Annotated in this window: 16 protein-coding genes; 2 read left to right on the plus strand and 14 right to left on the minus strand. The window is 31.2% G+C overall.

Translation table 11 applies throughout. The features are described 5' to 3' along the window. Window positions 1-77 precede the first annotated feature (77 nt). The 3 genes from nusA to OIF36_03060 form a co-directional block, all read right to left on the minus strand. The gene (gene nusA, locus OIF36_03050; protein MCV6599440.1) at window positions 78-1,577 is read right to left on the minus strand and encodes a transcription termination factor NusA; all 1,500 of its coding nucleotides are present in this window, start codon (window positions 1,575-1,577) and stop codon (window positions 78-80) included. Further along, the gene (locus tag OIF36_03055) at window positions 1,577-2,068 is read right to left on the minus strand and encodes a ribosome maturation factor RimP (GenBank protein ID MCV6599441.1); all 492 of its coding nucleotides are present in this window, start codon (window positions 2,066-2,068) and stop codon (window positions 1,577-1,579) included. The genes nusA and OIF36_03055 overlap by 1 nt, the downstream gene beginning before the upstream one ends. 108 nt (window positions 2,069-2,176) lie before the next feature. Then, window positions 2,177-2,596, minus strand: a complete 420-nt coding sequence (locus OIF36_03060; GenBank protein MCV6599442.1) for an acyltransferase — start codon at window positions 2,594-2,596, stop codon at window positions 2,177-2,179. Between the two features lie 75 nt (window positions 2,597-2,671). Here OIF36_03060 and OIF36_03065 point away from each other — a divergent pair, with 75 nt between their 5' ends. After that, entirely contained in the window at window positions 2,672-3,709 is a 1,038-nt protein-coding gene (locus OIF36_03065; protein ID MCV6599443.1) for a glycosyltransferase, read from the plus strand. 2 nt (window positions 3,710-3,711) lie between these two features. Here the strand turns inward: OIF36_03065 and terL are convergent, their stop codons facing one another. From terL to OIF36_03120, 11 genes are all read right to left on the minus strand, one after another. After that, entirely contained in the window at window positions 3,712-5,181 is a 1,470-nt protein-coding gene (gene terL, locus OIF36_03070) for a phage terminase large subunit (protein ID MCV6599444.1), read from the minus strand. Between the two features lie 60 nt (window positions 5,182-5,241). Next, window positions 5,242-5,520 (minus strand): hypothetical protein, encoded by a 279-nt coding sequence (locus OIF36_03075; protein ID MCV6599445.1) that lies wholly within the window; start codon window positions 5,518-5,520, stop codon window positions 5,242-5,244. Between the two features lie 84 nt (window positions 5,521-5,604). Further along, window positions 5,605-5,739, minus strand: a complete 135-nt coding sequence (locus tag OIF36_03080; GenBank protein MCV6599446.1) for a hypothetical protein — start codon at window positions 5,737-5,739, stop codon at window positions 5,605-5,607. A gap of 224 nt (window positions 5,740-5,963) precedes the next feature. Further along, complete coding sequence (locus OIF36_03085) at window positions 5,964-6,473, minus strand: thermonuclease family protein (protein MCV6599447.1); 510 nt, start codon at window positions 6,471-6,473, stop codon at window positions 5,964-5,966. A gap of 31 nt (window positions 6,474-6,504) precedes the next feature. Beyond that, the gene (locus tag OIF36_03090) at window positions 6,505-6,804 is read right to left on the minus strand and encodes a hypothetical protein (GenBank protein MCV6599448.1); all 300 of its coding nucleotides are present in this window, start codon (window positions 6,802-6,804) and stop codon (window positions 6,505-6,507) included. Window positions 6,805-6,812: 8 nt separating this feature from the next. Then, window positions 6,813-7,103 carry a hypothetical protein gene (locus OIF36_03095; protein ID MCV6599449.1) on the minus strand — a complete coding sequence of 97 codons (291 nt, stop codon included), beginning with the start codon at window positions 7,101-7,103 and terminating at the stop codon, window positions 6,813-6,815. A gap of 2 nt (window positions 7,104-7,105) precedes the next feature. Continuing rightward, window positions 7,106-9,136 carry a hypothetical protein gene (locus tag OIF36_03100; protein MCV6599450.1) on the minus strand — a complete coding sequence of 677 codons (2,031 nt, stop codon included), beginning with the start codon at window positions 9,134-9,136 and terminating at the stop codon, window positions 7,106-7,108. 133 nt (window positions 9,137-9,269) lie between these two features. Continuing rightward, window positions 9,270-9,770 (minus strand): hypothetical protein, encoded by a 501-nt coding sequence (locus tag OIF36_03105; protein MCV6599451.1) that lies wholly within the window; start codon window positions 9,768-9,770, stop codon window positions 9,270-9,272. Between the two features lie 24 nt (window positions 9,771-9,794). Continuing rightward, complete coding sequence (locus OIF36_03110) at window positions 9,795-11,690, minus strand: hypothetical protein (protein ID MCV6599452.1); 1,896 nt, start codon at window positions 11,688-11,690, stop codon at window positions 9,795-9,797. Window positions 11,691-11,813: 123 nt separating this feature from the next. Beyond that, entirely contained in the window at window positions 11,814-12,524 is a 711-nt protein-coding gene (locus OIF36_03115; GenBank protein ID MCV6599453.1) for a uracil-DNA glycosylase, read from the minus strand. A 12-nt stretch (window positions 12,525-12,536) separates the two neighbouring features. After that, window positions 12,537-12,959 carry a hypothetical protein gene (locus OIF36_03120; protein ID MCV6599454.1) on the minus strand — a complete coding sequence of 141 codons (423 nt, stop codon included), beginning with the start codon at window positions 12,957-12,959 and terminating at the stop codon, window positions 12,537-12,539. Window positions 12,960-13,105: 146 nt separating this feature from the next. Here OIF36_03120 and accD point away from each other — a divergent pair, with 146 nt between their 5' ends. Beyond that, window positions 13,106-13,960: an acetyl-CoA carboxylase, carboxyltransferase subunit beta gene (gene accD, locus OIF36_03125; GenBank protein MCV6599455.1), complete on the plus strand. Its 855-nt coding sequence runs from the start codon at window positions 13,106-13,108 to the stop codon at window positions 13,958-13,960. Window positions 13,961-14,266 lie beyond the last annotated feature (306 nt).

Below are 14,266 nucleotides of genomic sequence, written 5' to 3' on the forward strand. Positions count from 1 at the left end.
GTGTACATAAAAGTACATGAGCGAAAACCCCAGCTTTTAGCTGGGGCTCGAATAATCATATAAAATGAACTTATAATCTATTTTTCTTCAAACCAAGATTTTCTTGCTTCCATAATAATCTCATTAGCATCTGATAAAGATAATTTATCTTCACCAATGATTTCAATAAGCTCATCACCTGCTAAGTCAGCCAAGTCATCTAAAGTTTTAACTCCAGCAGTTCCAAGAGCTACTAAATCTTCTAAATCTAGCTCTTCAACTTCTCTTAAGCTATCAGCAACATTTAAGTTATTGATTTCTGTATTTAGTTTTTCTTCTTTAGCTTCAAGATAAGCTTTAGCTCTGCTTTGTAGTTCGTTAGCTAGAGTTTCATCTCCATCTAAGCCTTCAATTTCTAATAACTCTGCAACATCACAGTATGCGATATCTTCTAAGTCAGCAAAATCTTCAGCGATAAGAAGTCTAGCAAACACATCATCAATATCAAGAGCTTCCATAATTACAGATAGAGCTTTTTCCATTTCTTCTTTTGCTTTTTCTTCTTCTTCAACTTCACTCATTAAGTTAATTTTAACACCTGTGATTTCAGCTGCTAATCTAACATTTTGACCTCTTCTACCGATAGCTAAGCTTAATTGATCTTCAGAAGCAACTACATCTACTTCACCAACTTCTTCATCAACAATAACTTTTGAAATCTTAGCTGGGCTTAATGCTTTAATAATATAGTTAGCTATATCATTTTCCCAAACCATAAGATCAATTTTCTCACCTTGTAATTCTGTAACTAAAGTTTGAATTCTTGAGCCTCTCATACCTACACAAGCACCAACTGGATCAATTGAGCTATCATTTGAAATAACAGCAACTTTTGCTCTTGAACCAGCATCTCTAGCAATAGCTTTAATTTCAATAATTCCATCATATATTTCTGGAACTTCTTGTCTTAACAGACCTGCTAAAAATTCTGGACAAGTTCTTGATAAGAAAATTTGAGGGCCTTTAATTTCTTCTCTAACATCATAGATATAAGCTCTAACTCTATCACCTGTTTTAAAGTGTTCTCTTGGGATAGAATCTTCTCTTCTAAGAACAGCTTCCGCTTTTCCTAAATCAACAGTTACATTACCATAATCAACTCTTTTAACAGTTCCGTTAATAATTTCACCAACTCTATCTTTATATTCGTTATATTGTTTTGCTCTTTCAGCTTCTCTAACTTTTTGAGTTATAACTTGCTTAGCTGTTTGAGCTGCAATTCTACCAAATTCAATTGGAGGCAGTTCTTCAGTAATAAAATCTCCAACTTTTGCATCAGCCTTTTCAACTTGAGCTTCCTCTAAAGTTACTTGTTTATCTGGATCTTCTAAGCTATCGTAGTCAGCAACAACTTCTTGGTAAAGATAAAGTTTAACTTCACCAGTTTTTTCATCAACTTCAGCTCTAACATCATGGTCATGTCCATATTTTGTTCTAGTTGCTTTTTGAATAGCTTCTTTCATAGCATTTAAAACATCTTCTTTTTGAATGCCTTTTTCTTTAGCAACAGCTTCTGCTACCATTAAAACTTCTCTCATTATCTTTTCCCTTTCTTCATTGCTTCTCTAATCATTTCATCTGTAATTATTAGTTTAGCTTTTTTGATATTATCGAAATCGATTTCTATTTTTCCTTCAGGCATTTCTAAAGAAACAACATTTTCTTTTGTTCCTAACACAACACCTTTAAATCTTTTTCTACCGCCAACAAGCTCGTGAGCTTCCATTTTTATAAGAAATCCTTTAAATCTCTCATAATCTTCTATTCTCACAAGAGGTCTATCCATACCTGTTGAACTTACCTCTAATCTATAAGCACTTGATATAATATCTTCTACATCAAGAACTGCAGATAGAGATTTAGAAACTTTTTTACAATCTTCTACTGTTACACCCGAACCATCTTTGTTTTCTATCATAATTCTTAAAACAGACTTATCTTCATTAGCATGAAAATCAGCTAAAACAAATGTATAGCCCAGACCTTTAACAGAAGAAGAAATTACTGAATCAAGTTTACTTTCTGTCATTACTCTCTCCTTTTTTATTTTAAAAAAGACGGGGTCTTGTTCAGACCCCGTCCATTTATAATGAACTGAATATGAGATAATTATATAATATAGTTATAAATTGTCAAGCTATTTATTATTTTTTTTTATAACTACTGCAGGATTTCCCGCCACAACACTATTAGGAGGAACATCTTTAGTAACGACAGAACCTGCTCCTACGATTGCCCCTTTTCCTATTTTAACTCCCATTAATACTATAGATTGCCAACCTATAAAACAATTATCCTCTATTTCAACTGGGGCAAATTTAGTCTCTCCACACGATATCTTTGCAGAAGCATCATGAGTTAAAACTGTGCAACCCGTAAGAACACAACCAGCACCTATTTTTATTAAGCTTTTATCAACCTTATCTAAAAAAGCATTACTATATACATAGCTTCCTTCTCCTATATCAAAACCTTGCATTCTTAACTTCTCTGTATTTCTTGAGACAGCATTCATTCCTTTTAATTTCATAATTATCATTTTTATTAAAATCTTCATAAAAGCACCTTTTTTCTTGTAAAATTTAAAATAAATCATATACTACAAAAAACAATATGTAAAGGGGTTGTAAGAATGAAAATATTAAGTTGTATGTTTAGTATTAAACAGGGCGGTTTAGAAAAAGTTGCTTTGGACTATGACATCGCTTTTAAAAATATGGGTTTTGACTCTACAATATTACTTAATAAAAAATTTGAATCTATAAATGAAATTACAAATAACAGCATATATTCAACAAAGTATAAAAGAGTAATAAACCCATTAACATATATCAATATAATTAAATGTATAAATGATGTTAATCCTGATTTAATATTCTTACATGGCAACAGAGCTATAGATTTAGTTTGCAATAAAATGATCAAATATTTTGTCAAAAATAAAAACATTAAATATATCTCTACAACACATAACTATAGAAGCAAAAGATTTAAAAGATTAGATTATTGTTTAGCTATATCCGATGATCTTAAAGAGCATTTAATAAAAGAGGGGATATCTTCAAAAAAGATACTTTTATGCCCTAATGCAGTCAAACTTGAACCTATAGACTCAAATTATAAATTTCACAAAACTCCTGTTTTAGGAGCTTTCGGCAGATTACATAAGGTAAAAGGTTATGATTTATTGATTACAGCATTTTCTGAAATAATAAATAAAGGCATAAAAGCCAAACTAATAATAGCTGGAGAAGGAACAGAGAGGAACAAGTTGGAAAAACAAATCAAAAAGCTAAATCTAGAGAAACATATAACAATTCACCCTTGGGTTAAAGATAAGAGAAAATTTTTTAAAAAAATTGATATTTTCTGTTTATCTTCAAGAAGTGAAGGAATGCCTCTTTCTTTATTAGAAGCCATTAGTTTTTCTAAACCATTTGTTTCCACTGATTGCCCTGGAGCTGTAGAAATATACAATAGAAAAAATGCTGGTATAATAGTAAAAAGAGAGAACGTTAAGCAATTATCCGCTGCAATGGAAGAGCTAATCATTAACGAGTCTAAAGCAAAAAACATGTCTAAAAAAGCACATTTAACTTTAAAGAGTTTTTATTCTCAAGAAATAATGGAAAAGAATTTAAAGAAAGTAATAAAAGCTGCAACAAAATAAACTTAAACTCTGAAATTGGTTTCTGCAGAGAAGTTTACACCACTTCCTTGCCAATTGTTATAATTTTTACTAAGTTTATAAGAGCCAATTCTAACAGGTTGAGAATTAATAGCTCTTGCCACAGCATCTAAACCATCATCATGACCTTTATAATTTTTATCAGGATTCCACTCTCTTAGCTCTGTAGAGAATGCTGTTCGCAACACTCTTTTATGAGCATTTAAAACTCCACCAGCTAACACTGCATCAAATGCTTCTAAAATCCTTATTTCTTTATTTTTTACAGATACATGTTCTAATACAGAAGTAGAAATATTTTTCATCTCTTTTCTTAATAGTGACGGCAAGAATTTACCTATACCATTTGTTTCTATTTCGACAGAAGGTATAAAATATTTGTCTGCGAACTCTTTTACTATTTTACATTGCTGTGTTGCTTCATCTTCATTAGAATTTTCATCTACTCTGATATATGCTATATCATGGATATAATACTCACCCTTACCATCTGTAAAAACACATGCTACAACAGAGTTATCTCCACCATTACCAAAAGCAGGGTCCCAACAACAAGAACAACCATATATTTGTTCACCCATAAGAGTAAGAATTGTTCTACCATTTGCTTCTCTATACTCTAATTCATTATCATATACTTTTAAATTATCAGGATTTAGTCTCCCTTCCGAAACACTTCTAGGCTTTAACATCATCTGTGAATCAAATTTATTTGCTCCAGTTTTTAAACGAACCTTATCCATCGCATATAATGGATACTTCTCTTCCCATGCACTTTTACCGTTCTCATCTATTACGGGTACTTCTAGTCTTTTAAAGCCTTTTAAAAATTCTCTATCCTCTCCAATATCTTTTCTCGGTTCTTTTGCATAAATTGTATAATAATTATGAGGGGTGCCAACATAAAGCTGATAACCATTAGGTGTTAGAATATAATCCAACTCTGCTAGTTTTTCTCTTAAGTTTTCTCTTTTTCCTGAAGTGTCGCAAGTATTCGGCACCTCAACATCATCACAAATAATAAAATCTGCTCTAGATCCAGTTATATTTCCGTTTAACCCTCTTGCAATTACAGAGGGATCTCTTAAGGATAAGTCCCTTTTTATTGTGAAGCTTGATGAAGACCACTCTTCTTTTTTATTTGGCTTTAAAGATTTTGTCATTGGATGCTTTTCAATTATCCTTTTTACATTTTGAACCATTTTTCTTGCTAGTAATTGCTCTGCTGATAAAACCAATATTCTTGTATTAGGATTTCTATATAAAACCCAAGCACAAAACAATCCTACTATTGTAGATTTCCCACAAGATCTAAAAGCCATTAAAAGAAGCTCTTTATCGCCATTATGATATGCTTGACTAAGCCACCTTGCAATTTTAATGTGAACTAAAGGAGTCCCCATACTTTGTAAATTATTCCAAATTATTATAAATAAATCAAAATCTATTTTCATTATTTCCTCCACAAAAAAACACTCCTAAAAAAGGAGTGTTCTTATAAAATATTTTTCCAATTAGTTTAAAGCAGAGGATAGGAAAACACTGTCCCCTTCATAAACAACTTTATGTCTGCTAATATTTATTTTTTTAGCAACTTCAGTTTCAGTTAACTTCTCATCAACATTAAATTCAACTTTAAAAAAACCCTTTCTCCAAAAGTTACTTTTAATACTTTGTTTTAAACTATTTTTTAAAGATTTATTAGATGTTATTTCTGCCTTAATAATACCAGTTTTAAGCTCTAGAATGATATCACTATCAGCTTTTGACTCTTTGTTTAAATTACCTTCCATATTATGCATTCTCCATTGTTAAACATTAAAATTTAAAACATAATATCATATTTTTACATAGAAATCAATCTGATAGGTGTAAAATTAACTAAAAATACTTTTAGGTCTTGCTTTTGTATCTTTTTTACACTTTAACCCATTGCCCCAACCTATAGACTTTCTTCTAATTTCTTTGTTTTTTCTATCTTCTTCTACTTTTTTGTTTGTTTTGTTTTCCATAATACCTCCTAAAAAACAAAAAGACCTCAATTTACTTGAGGCCTTAATTAAAAAAAACTCTGACATAATCAGAGCTATTAAAATAATTCATTGAATAAAAAAATTAATGCCCTCTTTTACAAAGAAAGCCACCACCAATTTGCATTTAATACAAAACTTCTCATTTTTTATTCCTTATTTAAATTACTTGTAGTATGGTATCACAAAAATGCATAATGTCAATACTAAAATTTATAAACCTCAGATCTTCCATATTTCATTCTCCACCTTGCTGGCTTTATAAAACTAGAATCCCATAAACCGAGTTTGTTTTCTTTTGCATATTTTTCTTCCTGCTGGTAATATTCCTTATCATAACTAGTAGCAAAAGCATTTCCTGTATTAACCATATAAGAATTAATATTAACTTCATTAATGTAGCATGTCCCTAAATATCTTTTGTACCTATCTTTGCCATCAATTTCACAAACCACTATTTTATGATCTATCAACTCTTTTAATTTTGCTGTTGAGACAGATCCACACTTATAAAAATCTCCCAGTTTGTTTTTACATAATTGTTTACTCTCTGGACAGTCTATCCCTTGCAGTCTAATTTTATATATATCCTCTATCATAATAGTATCTCCATCAAAAACATAAGATACATATCCTTTTATAGAACTGTATTGACTCCGCTTTGCTTGAGCACTAAAACTAAATATTGCAAAAATTAAAATTAATATATACTTCATAACTATCTGATAGCATTAATTTCACAATAAATCAACAAGTAGCAGCATTTATATCTTCCAGCTGTTTTTTTGCTACACTTAACATATCTCCTATATAATCATCTTCCTTTTTATCAACTTTTTCTTCTTCTGTATAAGAAGATAGTTTTATTAAATTATCTATATGTGATAAAGCTGTTTTACAAGCACTATGATATGCAGAGAACTCTTTTGTCTCGTCCATATCTACATTTCTTGATGAAAATATTCTATAAGAGCACAATGCTCTATTAAAAGCACTTGGTATAAAATTCGATATTTTCTGCTTCATTCTCCCCTTTATTCTATTCATATTATATATTACCTATTCTTTTCAATTTTTTCTTCGATTCTTAAAAGGTGCTCTACCAATCTTTTTTCTACCTCTCTAAGAGAGTTTATAGAAGCATAACTTTTTGCCACTTCTAGTTTATAAGAAGATAAAGCATCTTTTAATTGCACACTTTTTGTTTCTGCTATATTTCTAAGCTTATCTATCTTAGAGTCGGCATCTTGTTTATTTTTATTAATAACAAAGAACATAAAACTTATAACAGGTATTTCAATTGCAGATATCCACCATTGGAACCCCTTAAATATTTCTAATTCCATAGCTAACCCACCACATACCATTGAGCACCATTAGACATTACAGTTATAAAATCATATTGATTATTTAATACTTTATTTGAATTATCTGGGCCGGCACCACCATTTTCTGTTATTGTAACAATGTTATTAGTAACATCTGTCTTCTTTATTATTAAAGTTTGCCCTATAGCATTTATATTATCTGCAGGAGGAAGTTCAACCTCAACATTGCCACTGTATGCACTTACTAAACACAGAGGACTTGACAGACTTGGCTTTACTTTTGCAATACCATCATAATACTGATCACTTCTAGGGAAAGCATTTGCTGCTTTAATCCACCAATTTGCTCCATTGGAAACAACTGTTATGAAGTCATACCTTGCTGATAGTTTTATTTCTCTATTATCAGGGCCTGTTCCATTTTTCTCTGTAATAATTACTGGGTTTTTACTTAAATCTTGCTTCTTTATTGTTATTTCAACTCCATAGTTATCCATAGAAGCTTCTGGCAACACCATATTAACACTTCCATTAAAAGAAGAAACTAGATAGAAAGATGTAGACAAATCAATATTATGAATAGCAGATGTAGAGTAATCTATAAATGTCACTTCATATCTCATTAACTTTGCTTTAAAATCATCACTTTCTGTTCTTCTTAAATAATTTTTTTCTGGATAACCAGCATTTATTGCAGAGTAAGACCCTCCACTAGAATCAACTATTGCACCACCAGCAGACATAGACAGATGATTTATTATTGAAGTATTTTGGCTATCCTCATCAAGGATTATATTATCTACAGCACCAATTGTTTCTGTATAAACATTCATTAATAAAGTCTCTTCGACTTCAGACAATCTTATACAACCGTTTGCAGCATCGTCAATATTAACTTCTAAATCAATAAATGTATTATGATATTTACCATTTTGTATAAACACTCCATAACCTTGAGTATCTTCTCCATGAGAATAAACTCTAACTTTTGAGAATCTATTAGCATTTGGAGTATCTCCATTACCAGTCAAAGTCAATAACACTCCATGAGTCTTAGGCTTAGAAATCAATATATTATTGAAATTATTCCAGTAACAAGGATTAGATTTAGAATTATATCCATCTAAAACAATTCCCATTTCAGCTGATTCAATAATAACATTCTCTATTATATTTTGAACACAAGGAGAATCTTTACCATAAAGTTTAATCCCCGCATTTCCATTTATAATTTTAATATCATGAATATTGGACATTCCTGATGTTACATTAATTACATCAAAAGAATTATTAATAGCAGAAATAATAGAATTATTACCTAAGCCAAATATAAATTGTCCATATTTTACTTCCAAAGAACTAGAAATATTATATATACCTTCTGGGAAGAACACACTTGAGCTTTCTCTTAATGCATTTTTTATTGAGTTTGTATCATCTGTAATACCATCCCCCTTTGCTCCAAAATCTTTCACCGAAACAAAGTCCTTATTCTTATCCAACATTTTTCTTTGGACGGCACTTGCACCATTAGCCAGGAACATGTCTGAACTCATAAGAGAAAAACCATCTTCAGATATAGGAGTTACTGTAGGATTACCATCGCCATCAAATGATAATAATTTATTAGCTCTTTCACTTCTAGAAGGAATACTGTTTATAGTACTTCTCTCCATTTTTGGAAAAGCTAGATTGCTTTTTGCTATATTATTTACTTGTTGTAAACCTGCAGTAATATAATCAAACTCATTATTAAGAGAAGTTGCTGAGAACCTACCAACATTTGTAAAATCAGAAGATCTTTCAAGAGGTATCTCTCTAGCTATAGTTACTACCACATTTAATTCTGGGGCTTCTGTAAAAGTTAAAATTCCACCATTAGTATTTCCATCTCCCAAAACTGTATAGCCTCCAGATTTAATATTATTGTTAAAATATACTTTTATATCAGAATCATTAAATATTGGGAATGGATAATTAAAAGTTGTTTGGACTCCATCTCCTATATATTTTATTTCCGGCTTTATGTCTGGCACTTTAATATGTGTCATTTGTTTTTTACTCCTCCTACATTATTTTAGTTTTCTAGTTTAATTTTTTCTCATTGAAAATAAAGCATTTTATATTAAATGCAAATCTGTTACAAAGCACTTGTAAAGATACACACTAAAAAGTTGAATTTATTTAATAAAATAAGTCTATGTTATTACTAAGTTTTTTTTGATCTTCTAAATTAGACAACTCTAATAAATTTTTACTTAGCCCAGTATTATAACTGTCTTCAATTGCTTTTTTCTTAATGGCTACGACCTCATCGTTTTTAGCTTTACTATCTTCACTATCATTTAATAATCCATCCAATACTGATTTTGAAGATCCAACATCTGCAGAGGACATTCCTGATGCACCAAAAGAAGCCCTTTGTTTAGCCAAAGCTACTTTAAGATTTTTTAGTCTTTCCTCTTCCGCATTGTGAGCACTTTTATTTAACTGATCCAATTTTAAATTAGCCGCTGCTTGTTTTTGTTGCATATCTAGTTTCTTACTTGCAATACTTGCATCTGCATTTGATTTTTTATTGCTATAATCTACAACTCCCTTAACTAGACCTGCTCCTACAGGCCCCAAAGCCATACCTGCTAAACTAGGAACAATAGCTCCTCCTAATGAACTTAAACCTCCCATATTTTTTCCTTTCTATATTTAATATTAATCGTTTATTTTTATTTGAGTAGTTGCTGATAACAAAGTAAAATTGAATGGAGTACTTTGCTCTATTCTCCACAAAGGTGTTGTTGCATCTTTTTTCCAACCAAAAGATTTAACCTTAATATCTCCGGAAAAAGATTGTGGAGCAGAGTTTAAACTAAAAGAATCTCTTAAAGGAATATCTTTTATACCTCTATTGCAATCAACCTTTAAAGAATATGTATTATATAACCTAAATACAACATCTACTAACCTTATAGCTCTTCCCATACCTATATTTGATGAAGTATTTACAGGCAGTGGAGCTATAATATGCTTGTACTCCATGCCTACAGATATTTTTGAAACGGGATTTGGTAAAGTTATTGTTCCGTCCACAGGCACAATATATGTATCCTCTAAAACGGTTCCATCTGCAACAACCACAACCTCTCTACCTATCAAATGATTCAATCCTGACCATGTTGTTTTTGCAGTTTCACTTTCTCCTGATAAGCAACTATCTAAATTTTCACTTTCATCCATTTTTTCAATAAAGTAACTACCATTTCGCTCTATTAAAAAATAAACATTATCACCAACAACAGATACAGACTTGAATTTACCCTCAGTTTCATAACTTGACCATGCCGCTATAGACTGATTCCTATAAATTGTTAAAACACTAACTTTGCCATTTTCTAATACATTGAATAGCAGTCTGTTCTTTACATCAAAGTCCATATCAACAGGATTAACTAATAAATGCTTTGAAACCAGAGCTAAATCATTTGCTTGATATGCTTGTTCTAAATCAGTGTAAACAAACTCTCTTAAATCACTACCATTTCTAGATACAAACATTGTTGCTCCATCAACATCAACTGGAGGTACATATCTATTTACTAAGCTACCTACTCTAGTCTGTCTATAAAGTTGTATAGACTTAGGAGTAAGAGGATTCCCTTGAACCATCCACTCTGCTCCAGATGTAAACACTTGTAAATGCCTACCTGAAAACACAGCCCTAATTGCATTAACTTGATCAGATAGAATAGAAAATTCTATTGACTCATCATCCAACCCTTCCCCTAAATCAAAATTCCATAAATCTCCAGACTTAGACAGCCATAATCTGTTAGGCAATGATTTAGAACCACCTATAACAAGTCTATCTTGATGAAAAGCAACTGATATAGGATACCCTCTAACTGCCGAAAAAGCTTGTTCCTTCCAATCCTTTGTAGCATCTGTTGAAGATAAATCTTCTTTTGTTGTAACATTAACAACCGTTGGAGAAGCTACTGTGTTAATTACTACTTGTTTTCCCCCGACCTTAAGCCTTGTTCCCACATGACCACTATTAAAAACAGCTTTTGAAGCAGTTAAAGTTATATCTCCCGATGTTCCACTTGGTTTTAAAGTAATATCATAACTTGCAAACTTATAATACGGTTGATAATTGATATTATTATTTTCATAAAAATCCCAATTTGATATTGACCAAATAGTGTCTGATGATCTTGTGATTTTTTTAGGAGAAATATCAGGATGACATATTAAAAGAGTATCAGCTGATTGAGTCCATGTAATATTTTTTAATTGTTCTGTATTCCAAGGAGATGCATAAGATGCTATCACCGCCCCATCTTTTAAAACATCCATATAACCATTAGAAAAACATAATAAGTATGTTTGCTCTGTATTAAATTCAAATGATATTAAACGACCATCACCTCTAGCCTTATCACAGAAATATAAACCTGCTCTTCTTGATACTCCGCCAGTTGGCAAAATCGAAACATTTGTTAATTTAGATGCTCCATTTTCATAAGCTTTTAAATCTCCTCTACCTAAAAGCTCTGCTGATAATTCTCCAGCAGTAAAGCTCGTCTTTGTTATCCTAGCTCTAGACATAAAAAACCTTTCTTGTTAAAAGTAATAAGACATAAAAAAAGCTCTGCCTTACGCAGAGCTTCATATTCTTATCCGATATTCTAGAAAGAGATATAAAGGATTTTATTCCTAATGTCAAGTATTTTATTTTATTTTTTTCTGCAATTCCTGCAAATCTTCCCAAGCTTCTCTTTTCTTCTCTGAGAATCTTAATAGATAAGCTGGGTGGAAAGTAGCAATAGTAGGTATACCTTTAAAGGATAACCATTTCCCTCTATTTTTATTTATACCTCCAACATCAGGGAACAGAGCTTTTAAAGAAACCGCTCCTAAAATACAGATACAATCCGGCTTAACTAAGTCAATATGTTTTTCTAAAAAAGGAGTAAAAGCTTTTATTTCTTCTTCTCTAGGAGTTCTATTATTATCTGGTCTATAATTAACTACATTTGTTATATAGAAATCTTTTTCAGTTAGCTTTATAGCAGCAATCATCTTATCTAATAACTGCCCTGCTGCATCAACAAATGGAGAGCCCTTTATATCCTCTTCTTGACCAGGAGCTTCGCCAATAAACATTACTTTAGGCTTATCAGGATTTCCTCTTGCAAAGACCATATTTATAGCATTTTCTTTTAATGGGTGTTTAAAGTTTTCTATAGTCTCTCTAAGTAAAGATAAAGAATCAACTTTAGACAAGTCTAAAGTTGATTCTTCTTTTATTTCCACATGCTCTATATCTTTTTCAGAACTATTTAATATTTTTTTAGGTTTTGCAGTTTTATCTACAGGAATTTCATCCAAGAATACATCAATACCTTCATTTTTTAAAAAATTAACATACTCTAAAACCATAGCTAAAATACTTTAGTTACCAGAATAGCAACAAACATCTTTAGATGTTACACTTCCACAAGGTTTAATAACATAAGGTTCTGAAGTCTTTTGTTCTGATTGATAAGCCTGCTCACAAACAGATTTTGCATCAATTTCTTCAGGTATTGAAACAAAAACTTTATCATCCGCTGATTTCCAAGTAGTATTTTCAAAAATAGGAACATTGTTTAATAATTTTTGAGTTTTTAAATCACCTATACTTGATGCAACACCAAATCCCATACCTCTATGAGCTTCTGCTGCAGCTTTGATTTGAGCCTTTTGATTTATAAGAGTTGTTGCTCTAGCTGTGTCCTGACCTTTTGTCCAAGAACTTGCACCATAGAATGCTGAAATCAATGCAGCCACTGCTACTAATGCTATAGCGATAATTGTTACGATAAGACTACTCATACTTTTCTCCTTCTTTTATTCGTATTCATACATATATATTTTATAATTACAAGAACTTGTTTTGTCAACATAAAAAAATAAATATTGCAAAAAAAATAAAAATGATATAGACTCGACTTCGGTGATAACAAAAATAAGGAAAAAATATGAACTGGTTAGCAAATATAGTTAGACCTAAAATAAAGTCATTAGTTAGAGGAAAAGATGTTCCTGAAAATCTATGGACAAAATGTCCTAAGTGTGATGCTATGATATTCAGAACTGACTCTGAAAAGAACTTACATGTATGTTCTCAATGTAATTACCACATGAGAATTGGCATTAACAAAAGATTAGAGCTATTATTTGATAATGGTAACTATACTAGAGAAGAGTTAGCTCCTGTAAAAGAAGATCCTCTAGGTTTTAAAGATAAAAAGAAATATAAAGATAGATTAAAAGAATACCGTCAAAAAACTGGTGAAAAAGATGCTATTATAGTAGCTAAAGGTAAAATTAGCGGTGTTGAAACTGTAGTATTTGCTCTTAACTTCTCATTTATGGGTGGTTCTATGGGAACAGCCGTTGGAGAAGGTGTAATCGCAGCATGTAAACTTGCAATTAAAGAAAAATGCCCTCTTCTTGGCATACCAGCTTCAGGTGGTGCTAGAATGCAAGAAGGTATGTTATCTCTTATGCAAATGCCTAGAACTACTGTAGCGGTAAAACAAGTTAAAGAAGCAGGATTACCTTATGTAGTATTATTAACAGATCCTACAACAGGTGGTGTTAGTGCTTCATTCGCTATGTTAGGAGATATTCATGTTGCAGAACCAGGTACAACAATCGGTTTTGCGGGTAAAAGAGTTATTAAACAAACTATTCGTGAAAACTTACCAAAAGATTTCCAAACTGCTGAATACTTGCATGCTCACGGTATGGTTGACATGGTAATAGACAGAAAAGATTTACCTTCAGAATTAGGAAAACTATTTAGCCTAATTATGAATAAAAAGAAATAAGCTTATTTTAAGCAAAGTTAAAAAGCTCTCATAAATTTTTATGAGAGCTTTTTTAGTACTCACAAAAAATTTGATGTTGTTTTTATTGCAGTTATTGAAACCTTTTGTTGTCATTCTTGTACATACACATTGTCACCCCCGCGAAAGCCTGAATCTCACTATATATATCCTACTCCGTCATTCTTGTAGATGTTAAATAATTCGTGGACAGTTTTCGTTAAATATAAGAAGATGAATTTAACGAAGGAAAGGAACGAATAATGAGCATAAAGTTAAAGAATTCACAAGACGAAACATTATTAAGGA

The sequence above is a fragment of the Alphaproteobacteria bacterium genome (assembly GCA_025800285.1).
Classification (GTDB): Bacteria; Pseudomonadota; Alphaproteobacteria; order JAOXRX01; family JAOXRX01; genus JAOXRX01.

Coding starts and splice junctions, on each gene's coding strand:
- nusA (MCV6599440.1), bottom strand. CDS start 1,577: ATGAGAGAAGTTTTAATGGTAGCAGAAGCTGTTGCTAAAGAAAAAGGC.
- OIF36_03055 (MCV6599441.1), bottom strand. CDS start 2,068: ATGACAGAAAGTAAACTTGATTCAGTAATTTCTTCTTCTGTTAAAGGT.
- OIF36_03060 (MCV6599442.1), bottom strand. CDS start 2,596: ATGAAGATTTTAATAAAAATGATAATTATGAAATTAAAAGGAATGAAT.
- OIF36_03065 (MCV6599443.1), top strand. CDS start 2,672: ATGAAAATATTAAGTTGTATGTTTAGTATTAAACAGGGCGGTTTAGAA.
- terL (MCV6599444.1), bottom strand. CDS start 5,181: ATGAAAATAGATTTTGATTTATTTATAATAATTTGGAATAATTTACAA.
- OIF36_03075 (MCV6599445.1), bottom strand. CDS start 5,520: ATGGAAGGTAATTTAAACAAAGAGTCAAAAGCTGATAGTGATATCATT.
- OIF36_03080 (MCV6599446.1), bottom strand. CDS start 5,739: ATGGAAAACAAAACAAACAAAAAAGTAGAAGAAGATAGAAAAAACAAA.
- OIF36_03085 (MCV6599447.1), bottom strand. CDS start 6,473: ATGAAGTATATATTAATTTTAATTTTTGCAATATTTAGTTTTAGTGCT.
- OIF36_03090 (MCV6599448.1), bottom strand. CDS start 6,804: ATGAATAGAATAAAGGGGAGAATGAAGCAGAAAATATCGAATTTTATA.
- OIF36_03095 (MCV6599449.1), bottom strand. CDS start 7,103: ATGGAATTAGAAATATTTAAGGGGTTCCAATGGTGGATATCTGCAATT.
- OIF36_03100 (MCV6599450.1), bottom strand. CDS start 9,136: ATGACACATATTAAAGTGCCAGACATAAAGCCGGAAATAAAATATATA.
- OIF36_03105 (MCV6599451.1), bottom strand. CDS start 9,770: ATGGGAGGTTTAAGTTCATTAGGAGGAGCTATTGTTCCTAGTTTAGCA.
- OIF36_03110 (MCV6599452.1), bottom strand. CDS start 11,690: ATGTCTAGAGCTAGGATAACAAAGACGAGCTTTACTGCTGGAGAATTA.
- OIF36_03115 (MCV6599453.1), bottom strand. CDS start 12,524: ATGGTTTTAGAGTATGTTAATTTTTTAAAAAATGAAGGTATTGATGTA.
- OIF36_03120 (MCV6599454.1), bottom strand. CDS start 12,959: ATGAGTAGTCTTATCGTAACAATTATCGCTATAGCATTAGTAGCAGTG.
- accD (MCV6599455.1), top strand. CDS start 13,106: ATGAACTGGTTAGCAAATATAGTTAGACCTAAAATAAAGTCATTAGTT.